The organism is Mesorhizobium sp. M7A.F.Ca.CA.002.09.1.1, assembly GCF_003998555.1.
GTDB lineage: Bacteria > Pseudomonadota > Alphaproteobacteria > Rhizobiales > Rhizobiaceae > Mesorhizobium > Mesorhizobium ciceri.
In genome coordinates this window covers 1-1,505 of sequence record NZ_RZRR01001122.1, presented here as the reverse complement: position 1 = coordinate 1,505, position 1,505 = coordinate 1, and the positions used below count along the sequence as shown (strand labels likewise).

The following is a 1,505-nucleotide window of genomic DNA, read 5'->3' as shown; positions in this document are numbered from 1 at the left end:
GGCCATAGACCCAGTGATAGTCGGGCAGCAGGCTGGAAAGCAGTTCCGGCTGATCGTCGAAATTGCTGCGTTGCCAGTGACGCTCGACTTCCTGCAGTGCAATGACGTCGGCGCCGGCAACGATGCGCGCGGCGCGCGAAAGATCGTAGCGCCCGTCGCTGCCGAACCCGTACTGGATGTTGTAGCTGACCAGCTTCATTGCTTATCCGGCTCAATTTCGTGTTGGCAGTAGCGGTTCGATGCCGCGGTTGCAATGTGCAGGAGAATGGACCTGGCTTGGACCAGCCTTGCCCCTGACCGGGATCATGCACCGATCCCGAAGCACTTCGGTATCTTCCGTGCGCCGGAAAACGGCGTGCGATGCCTCAAGTATTCAGCGGCTGGAACCGGCCGGGTGGCGACGCGGCCAGTTCGGTCCAGTCGATCTCTTCCTCAAGGCGATGATAGGCTTCGTCGCCAATCGTCCCATTGCGGCGCAATTCCTCCAGCGCGTCGCGCTGGCTCTTGATCGCATAAAGACGCAAGCGGTCATATTCGGTCGCCGCCTGGGCATCGTCGGGGTTTTTGGCGATCTTGCGTTGAGCGGCATATTGCTCGCGCACCGCGGCCGCCGCGTCCGATGTCTTGCCGCTCAATATGTCGAGCGCCGCCTGCATGACCACAACACGCGCCTGCGCAACCTCGCGGTCGACCGTTTCGTCAGGGTTGAGGTTCAAAAGGCGCAGCAGCGGCTTCAGGCTCATGCCTTGCAGCACCAGCGTGCCGAGGACGACCGTGAAGGCAGCGAGCACGATCGGGTCGCGGGCCGGGAATTCAGCCGGCAGGGCGAATGCCGCCGCAAGCGTCACCAAACCGCGCATCCCGCACCAGCCGATCAGCACGCCGCCACGAAACGACGGAGCGTCACGCTGACGATCAGCCACGCCGAAACGGTCAAACCACCTGATGATCGCGCCGCACCCCAGAACCCAGACGAAGCGTGAGACGATGACGATGGCGAGCACTGTCCCGGCCAGGACGAACGCATCGGTCTGCCCCTGCCCGGCAAGCCGGCCGACGATCGTACGCGCCTGCAGGCCCATCAGCACGAAAGCCAGAACATTGAGCACGAAGACCGCCGTTTCCCAGACGGAATAAGAGCTGATGCGGTTTCTGGCCGGCATGCGGCGCGGCGCGGTGCGGGCGATCGTCATGGCATAGACGACTATGGTGATGATGGCCGACAGTCCGATCCTGTCGGCCAGGATCCAGACCCCGAACGTGCCGGCAAATTGCACCACAGTGCCGCTCGCCGGGTCCTCGATCCGGCCCAGCGTCATCAGAGACAACCGGCCAAGCAGATAGCCGGCCGCAAGACTGCCGAGCGTGGACAGCAGGATCATCGGAACGGCGCTGCTCAGCAGAATGGAGCCTGCTGCCGCAGAAATCGCCATTCGGTAAATCAGCAGCGCGGTGGCGTCGTTAAGCAGGCTCCATTCTGCTGAGCAGCGCCGTTCCGATGATCC

General features: G+C 63.1%; 1 protein-coding gene and 1 pseudogene. Both read right to left on the bottom strand.

The features are described from left to right. Positions 1-199 (bottom strand): annotated as a pseudogene (locus EN994_RS30915) (EEP domain-containing protein); the annotation flags it as partial. Positions 200-365: 166 nt separating this feature from the next. Next, a partial coding sequence (locus EN994_RS30910; RefSeq protein WP_127308121.1) for a cation:proton antiporter occupies positions 366-1,505 on the bottom strand: 1,140 nt, incomplete at its 5' end.